This window comes from Thiobacillus denitrificans, assembly GCF_001530125.1.
GTDB classification, from domain to species: domain Bacteria; phylum Pseudomonadota; class Gammaproteobacteria; order Burkholderiales; family Thiobacillaceae; genus Thiobacillus; species Thiobacillus denitrificans_C.
Genome location: NZ_LDUG01000002.1, coordinates 139946 through 146048 on the forward strand (window position 1 = coordinate 139946; position 6103 = coordinate 146048).

Here is a 6103-nt window from a genome sequence, read left to right on the forward strand (position 1 = left end):
ATTACCCCTGTGCGTCAACCATTTCGCCGTTGGACTTGTATACACGCACCTTGCGGCCGTCCTCCAGCACCTTGTAACCCACGCGATCAGCCTTCTGCGTGCCAGCATTGAACAATGCGACATTTGAAGCCTGAATCGGCATTTCCTTTTCGACGATCCCACCCTGGATGTTGCGCATGGGGTTCGGCTTCTGATGTTTCTTGACGCGATTCACGCCTTCAACCAGCACATGATCATTGTCAAAAACCTTGAGCACAATACTGCGCTTACCCTTGTCTTTCCCGGTCAGGACAATCACCTGATCACTTCTACGAATACGTGCCATGACTCCCCCTTACAGAACCTCGGGCGCCAGCGAGACGATCTTCATGAACTTCTCGGTACGCAACTCACGGGTAACCGGCCCGAAGATACGGGTGCCGATCGGCTCTAATTTGTTGTTCAACAGCACTGCGGCATTGCCATCAAAGCGCACCAGCGACCCATCCGGGCGCCGCACGCCTTTGGCAGTGCGAACCACAACAGCGGTGTAGACGTCGCCTTTTTTCACGCGGCCGCGCGGCGCAGCATCCTTGATGCTGACCTTGATGATGTCACCAACGCCAGCATACCGCCGACGGCTGCCACCCAACACCTTGATGCACATAACCGAGCGCGCACCCGTGTTGTCCGCTACGTCCAATACGGACTGCATCTGAATCATTTAATTGCCTCCAACTTAATCCACCACGCTTTAATCAAAACAGCGGCGGTTAGTTTTGGATCCCGTTCGGGAGAAAATCCCGCAATACGCGGAACTACTTGAGTCAGCGAACCGGACTAAAACCAACCGGCTCACTACCGGAAAACGCGAAATTATACCGAGTCTTTCCTTTTCGCGCAAGCACTAAACGCGCGCGCGTTCAATCAACTTGCTAACTGTCCACGCCTTGGTGCGCGACAGCTTGCGTGATTCTTCAATCTGCACCATATCACCCTCATGAAACTCGTTGCTTTCATCGTGAGCGTGATATTTTTTGGACAGTCGAATAATCTTGCCGATAACCGGATGCTTGACACGACGCTCGACCAATACGGTAACCGTCTTGTTCATCTTGTCACTTACCACGCGCCCACTCAGGGTACGCACCATTTTCTTGATTTCAGTCATGCTTGACCCGCCTTCTCGCGCATAATCGTCTTGACGCGGGCAATATCGCGACGCAATTTGCCCAGGTCGGCAGTTTTGGTCGACTGCTGGGTGGCCACCTGCATACGCAGCGCAAAGTGGGCACGCAACAGGGACTCAAGTTCCTGTTTCAGTTCTGCGGCATCCTTGCCGCGCATTTCTTTTGTGTTCATCACTTAGCTCCCGATCATGCGGGTCACGAAGGTTGTCGCGATCGGCAGTTTGGCAGCCGCCAGGCGGAAGGCCTCGCGCGCCAGCGTTTCGTTCACGCCATCCATTTCGTACAAAACCTTGCCCGGCTGAATTTCAGCGACGTAGTATTCCGGCGCACCTTTACCATTACCCATCCGGACTTCGGCCGGCTTACGCGAAATCGGCTTGTCCGGAAAAATACGGATCCAGATGCGGCCGCCACGTTTGATGTGGCGGGTCATTGCGCGACGCGCAGCTTCGATCTGACGAGCCGTCAAACGACCACGACCGACCGCCTTGAGACCAAAGTCGCCAAAACTCACATCAGCGCCTCGGGTTGCCATTCCGGTATTACGGCCTTTCTGTTCCTTGCGGAATTTTCTTCTAGCTGGCTGCAGCATGTTTCACTCCTGGTTTCTTGCCGCGCTTTTCCTGTTCGGCCACCACAGGCTGCTCTCCACGAGCGAGCGTATCGCCCTTGTATACCCACACCTTGACGCCGATGATGCCGTAGGTGGTCTTCGCTTCGGCAAACCCATAGTCGATGATGGCGCGCAGGGTGTGCAGTGGCACACGGCCCTCGCGATACCATTCGGAACGGGCGATTTCCGCACCATTCAAACGGCCGGCGCTCATGATCTTGATACCTTGCGCACCCAGGCGCATGGCATTCTGCATGGCACGCTTCATGGCGCGACGGAACATCACACGTTTTTCGAGTTGCTGTGCGATGCCATCAGCAATGATCTGGGCGTCCGTCTCAGGCTTGCGCACTTCTTCAATATTGACATGCACCGGCACCGACATCAGGCGCGCAAGTTCGCCGCGCAGCACTTCGATGTCCTCGCCTTTTTTGCCGATCACCACACCAGGGCGGCCGCTGAAAATCGTGATGCGTGCGTTTTTCGCCGGACGCTCAATGACCACCTTGGAAACTGACGCATGGGCGAGCTTCTTTTTCAGATAGTCACGAACCTTGATGTCCTCCAGCAGGGTGCTGGAAAAGTTGCGGTTCGAACCGTACCATTTGGCCGTCCAGATACGCTGAACACCAAGGCGGAACCCGATCGGGTGTATTTTTTGTCCCATGGCGCTTCCTTAATCCCCAACCGTCACACTGATGTGACAGGTCGGCTTAGTAATACGGTTGCCACGGCCTTTGGCACGGGCAGTGAAGCGCTTCAGCACGGTACCCTGATCAACGAGAATCGTCTTGACCTTAAGGGTATCAATGTCCGCACCTTCGTTGTGCTCGGCGTTGGCTATCGCCGACTCGAGCACTTTCTTGATGATGCCCGCACCTTTTTTAGGACTGAAGGCCAGGATATTCAGCGCCTTCTCCACGCGAAGACCCCGGATCTGGTCAGCGACCAGGCGGCCTTTCTGTGCGGACAGTCGCGTACCACGCAAAATTGCAGAAACTTCCATCATGCGGTCCTTATCTCTTAGCCTTCTTGTCCGCGACGTGACCCTTGAAGGTGCGCGTCAGGGAAAACTCACCCAGTTTGTGGCCGACCATGTTCTCGGTCACGAATATCGGCATATGCTGGCGGCCGTTATGGACCGCAATTGTCAGGCCGATAAAGTCGGGCAACACGGTGGAACGGCGCGACCAGGTCTTGATCGGGCGCTTGTCGTTGGTGCCGCGAACGGCTTCAATTCTTTTCAGCAGATGCCCGTCAACGAAGGGGCCTTTTTTAATTGAACGTGCCATATATCTCTACCTCTATCAGCGCGCGTTGCGGCGGCGGACAATCATGTTGGAGGTGCGCTTGTTGCTACGGGTACGGTAACCCTTGGTCGGGGTACCCCACGGGCTCACCGGATGACGACCTGCCGCGGTGCGGCCTTCGCCACCACCATGCGGGTGATCACACGGGTTCATCACCACACCACGCACCGTGGGACGGATACCACGCCAACGGTTTGCACCCGCCTTGCCAATCGAACGCAGGCTGTGTTCCTCGTTACCCACCTCGCCAAGCGTGGCGCGACAGTCAACGTGCACCTTGCGGATTTCACCCGAGCGCAGACGCAGCTGAGCATAACTGCCTTCGCGTGCCAGCAACTGGACCGAGGTTCCGGCAGAACGCGCGATCTGCGCACCCTTGCCCGGCATCATCTCGATACAGTGCACCGTGCTGCCGACCGGAATGCTGCGCAGCGGCAGACAGTTGCCCGCCTTGATCGGCGCGTCAACGCCATTCAGCAACTGCGCGCCAACCGCAATGCCGCGCGGCGCAATGATGTAGCGGCGCTCACCATCGGCATAACACAGCAATGCCAGGTGCGCAGAACGGTTAGGGTCATACTCGATATGCTCGACCTTGGCGGAAATGCCGTCCTTGTTGCGACGGAAATCCACCACACGGTAATGCTGCTTATGGCCACCACCCTTGTGACGCACCGTGATATGGCCATTGTTGTTACGGCCTGAACCGCGCTTCTTCGGCTCGAGCAGCGGCGCGTACGGCGCGCCTTTATGCAGGCCTTCTGTTACGACCTTGACGAGCGCACGGCGCCCGGCAGAGGTGGGTTTAACTTTAATCAGTGCCATGGTTTTCTCCCTTACTGACCGGACGCGAAGTCGATGTCCTGACCCTGCTTCAGGGTGACATACGCTTTCTTCCAGTTGTCACGGCGACCCGTGACACGACCGGAGCGCTTGACCTTGCCCTTGACGTTCAGCACCTGCACACCCGTAACTTCAACCTTGAACAGGCTGGCCACTGCCGCGCCAATCTCCTGCTTGGTCGCGCTGGGCAACACACGAAAAACAACTTGATTCAGCTTGTCCGCAATGCGCGTGCTCTTTTCGGAGATCACCGGCGCGAGAATGACTTTGAGCAAACGCTCTTGACTGATCGCACCCATTACACCATCTCCTCAAACTGTTTCACCGCTGCCGCCGTGATCAACACGTTGCCGAATTTGACCAGACTCCACGGGTCAGCCTGATGCGGCTCGACCACATAGACATTCGGCAGATTGCGCGACGACAGCCACAGGTTGTCATCAATACTGTCCGCAATAATCATGACCTTGCCGTAACCCATCGATTTCAGCTTGTCAGCAAGCACCCGGGTCTTGGGCGACTCGATGCCAAGAGTTTCCACCACCTTGATCTTGCCATCGCGAGCCAGTTGCGACAGGATGGACGCCAGGCCCGCGCGATACATCTTGCGATTGACCTTGTGGGTAAAGTTTTCGTTCGGCTTGTTCGGGAAGGTGACACCACCCCCGCGCCAGATCGGGCTCGATGTGCGGCCGGCACGTGCACGGCCAGTGCCTTTTTGGCGCCACGGCTTGTGCGTGGAGGCACTCACTTCAGCACGCGTTTGCTGCGCACGGTTACCGCTGCGCGCATTCGACTGGAACGCGGTCACCACCTGATGTACCAGCGCCTCGTTGTAGTCGCGACCGAAGGTTTCATCGGAGGCAGCCAGGCTGGACACCTGCTGACCCTGCTCATTAATGACGGTCAAATCCATTAGGCACCCCCTTTCACTGCCGGGCGCACCACCACATGACCACCCTTCGAACCCGGAACAGCACCCTTCAGCAGCACCAGACCACGCTCAGCATCAACGCGAACGACTTCAAGATTCTGCTTGGTACAGGTCACAGCACCCATATGGCCAGACATGCGCTTGCCCGGGAACACACGACCGGGATCCTGCGCCATGCCGATGGAACCCGGCACGTTGTGCGAACGCGAGTTGCCGTGCGTCGCACGCTGCGATTTGAAGTTGTGGCGCTTGATGGTGCCCGCAAAGCCCTTGCCCTGCGTCACACCAGTGACGTCCACCTTCTGACCAGCCGAAAAGACTTCGACAGAAACCGCAGCACCCGCTTGGTATTGAGCAGCCTCATCAGCCGACACGCGAAATTCACGCATCAGCTCTGCAGCATCCACACCCGCTTTGGCGAAATGGCCAGCCTGTGCTTTGGTGACACGGCTATTGCGACGCGTGCCATAGGCAACCTGCACCGCGAAATAGCCATCATTTTCTGACGTGCGAACCTGAGTCACACGATTGTTTGACATTTCCAGCACTGTCACCGGAACGGACGCACCGCTCTCAGTGAAAATGCGGGTCATGCCGACCTTACGGCCAACGAGCCCGATACTCATTTTTGTATGTCCTATCTCAAGCAAGCGACCTAAGCCACTCGCAAGGGTTGTAGGTGCCGATTACAATTGACCGGCGACTATTGATGCTACTGAAGGGGCAGCAGTATACCTGCGCCCCTTGATTTTTACAACTTGATTTCGACGTCCACGCCAGCCGGCAAGTCCAGCTTCATCAGGGCGTCCACCGTTTTGTCGGTGGGGTCCATGATGTCCATCAGTCGGCGATGGGTACGGATTTCGAACTGGTCGCGCGAGGTCTTGTTGACGTGCGGCGAACGCAGCACGTCAAAACGCTCGATCGAGGTCGGCAGGGGAACCGGGCCCTTGACCACTGCGCCGGTGCGCTTGGCCGTTTCCACGATTTCGAGCGCCGACTGGTCGATCAGTTTGTAGTCGAACGCCTTCAGGCGGATGCGGATTTTCTGGTTTGTCATGGTTGTGCTTACTCTTCGATCTTCGCAACGACGCCGGCACCAACGGTGCGGCCGCCTTCGCGGATGGCAAAACGCAGACCTTCGTCCATGGCGATCGGCTGAATCAGCGACACCTTGATGCTGACGTTGTCGCCCGGCATCACCATCTCGGTCCCTGCCGGCAATTCAATGCTG

Annotated in this window: 13 protein-coding genes and 1 pseudogene; all 14 read right to left on the reverse strand. The window is 57.0% G+C overall.

The annotated features are described in order from the left end of the window. Position 1 precedes the first annotated feature (1 nt). On the reverse strand, positions 2-325 hold the full coding sequence (rplX, locus tag ABW22_RS00795; RefSeq protein WP_059750942.1) for a 50S ribosomal protein L24: 324 nt from the start codon (positions 323-325) through the stop codon (positions 2-4). A 9-nt stretch (positions 326-334) separates the two neighbouring features. After that, a complete protein-coding gene (gene rplN, locus ABW22_RS00800; RefSeq protein WP_059750944.1) occupies positions 335-703 on the reverse strand; it encodes a 50S ribosomal protein L14 in 369 nt (122 codons plus the stop codon). 183 nt (positions 704-886) lie between these two features. After that, positions 887-1150: a 30S ribosomal protein S17 gene (gene rpsQ / locus ABW22_RS00805; protein ID WP_059750952.1), complete on the reverse strand. Its 264-nt coding sequence runs from the start codon at positions 1148-1150 to the stop codon at positions 887-889. Further along, entirely contained in the window at positions 1147-1341 is a 195-nt protein-coding gene (rpmC, locus tag ABW22_RS00810; protein ID WP_059750953.1) for a 50S ribosomal protein L29, read from the reverse strand. The genes rpsQ and rpmC overlap by 4 nt, the downstream gene beginning before the upstream one ends. Positions 1342-1344: 3 nt before the next feature. Next, complete coding sequence (rplP, locus tag ABW22_RS00815) at positions 1345-1761, reverse strand: 50S ribosomal protein L16 (protein WP_059750955.1); 417 nt, start codon at positions 1759-1761, stop codon at positions 1345-1347. Further along, the gene (rpsC, locus tag ABW22_RS00820; protein ID WP_059750957.1) at positions 1745-2449 is read right to left on the reverse strand and encodes a 30S ribosomal protein S3; all 705 of its coding nucleotides are present in this window, start codon (positions 2447-2449) and stop codon (positions 1745-1747) included. The genes rplP and rpsC overlap by 17 nt, the downstream gene beginning before the upstream one ends. 9 nt (positions 2450-2458) lie before the next feature. Next, positions 2459-2788, reverse strand: a complete 330-nt coding sequence (gene rplV / locus ABW22_RS00825; protein WP_059751001.1) for a 50S ribosomal protein L22 — start codon at positions 2786-2788, stop codon at positions 2459-2461. A gap of 10 nt (positions 2789-2798) precedes the next feature. After that, a complete protein-coding gene (rpsS, locus tag ABW22_RS00830; protein WP_059750958.1) occupies positions 2799-3074 on the reverse strand; it encodes a 30S ribosomal protein S19 in 276 nt (91 codons plus the stop codon). Between the two features lie 15 nt (positions 3075-3089). Beyond that, entirely contained in the window at positions 3090-3917 is an 828-nt protein-coding gene (gene rplB / locus ABW22_RS00835; protein WP_059750960.1) for a 50S ribosomal protein L2, read from the reverse strand. Positions 3918-3928: 11 nt separating this feature from the next. Beyond that, entirely contained in the window at positions 3929-4234 is a 306-nt protein-coding gene (gene rplW, locus ABW22_RS00840; RefSeq protein WP_059750962.1) for a 50S ribosomal protein L23, read from the reverse strand. Then, positions 4234-4851 (reverse strand): 50S ribosomal protein L4, encoded by a 618-nt coding sequence (gene rplD, locus ABW22_RS00845; RefSeq protein ID WP_059750963.1) that lies wholly within the window; start codon positions 4849-4851, stop codon positions 4234-4236. Before rplD ends, rplW begins: the two co-directional genes overlap by 1 nt. Then, positions 4851-5495, reverse strand: coding sequence for a 50S ribosomal protein L3 (gene rplC / locus ABW22_RS00850; protein WP_059750965.1), 645 nt, complete (start codon positions 5493-5495; stop codon positions 4851-4853). Before rplC ends, rplD begins: the two co-directional genes overlap by 1 nt. A gap of 125 nt (positions 5496-5620) precedes the next feature. Then, positions 5621-5929: a 30S ribosomal protein S10 gene (gene rpsJ / locus ABW22_RS00855; RefSeq protein WP_059750967.1), complete on the reverse strand. Its 309-nt coding sequence runs from the start codon at positions 5927-5929 to the stop codon at positions 5621-5623. Positions 5930-5937: 8 nt separating this feature from the next. Then, a pseudogene (tuf, locus tag ABW22_RS16600) lies at positions 5938-6103 on the reverse strand (elongation factor Tu); the annotation flags it as partial.

Coding starts and splice junctions, on each gene's coding strand:
- rplX (WP_059750942.1), bottom strand. CDS start 325: ATGGCACGTATTCGTAGAAGTGATCAGGTGATTGTCCTGACCGGGAAA.
- rplN (WP_059750944.1), bottom strand. CDS start 703: ATGATTCAGATGCAGTCCGTATTGGACGTAGCGGACAACACGGGTGCG.
- rpsQ (WP_059750952.1), bottom strand. CDS start 1,150: ATGACTGAAATCAAGAAAATGGTGCGTACCCTGAGTGGGCGCGTGGTA.
- rpmC (WP_059750953.1), bottom strand. CDS start 1,341: ATGAACACAAAAGAAATGCGCGGCAAGGATGCCGCAGAACTGAAACAG.
- rplP (WP_059750955.1), bottom strand. CDS start 1,761: ATGCTGCAGCCAGCTAGAAGAAAATTCCGCAAGGAACAGAAAGGCCGT.
- rpsC (WP_059750957.1), bottom strand. CDS start 2,449: ATGGGACAAAAAATACACCCGATCGGGTTCCGCCTTGGTGTTCAGCGT.
- rplV (WP_059751001.1), bottom strand. CDS start 2,788: ATGGAAGTTTCTGCAATTTTGCGTGGTACGCGACTGTCCGCACAGAAA.
- rpsS (WP_059750958.1), bottom strand. CDS start 3,074: ATGGCACGTTCAATTAAAAAAGGCCCCTTCGTTGACGGGCATCTGCTG.
- rplB (WP_059750960.1), bottom strand. CDS start 3,917: ATGGCACTGATTAAAGTTAAACCCACCTCTGCCGGGCGCCGTGCGCTC.
- rplW (WP_059750962.1), bottom strand. CDS start 4,234: ATGGGTGCGATCAGTCAAGAGCGTTTGCTCAAAGTCATTCTCGCGCCG.
- rplD (WP_059750963.1), bottom strand. CDS start 4,851: ATGGATTTGACCGTCATTAATGAGCAGGGTCAGCAGGTGTCCAGCCTG.
- rplC (WP_059750965.1), bottom strand. CDS start 5,495: ATGAGTATCGGGCTCGTTGGCCGTAAGGTCGGCATGACCCGCATTTTC.
- rpsJ (WP_059750967.1), bottom strand. CDS start 5,929: ATGACAAACCAGAAAATCCGCATCCGCCTGAAGGCGTTCGACTACAAA.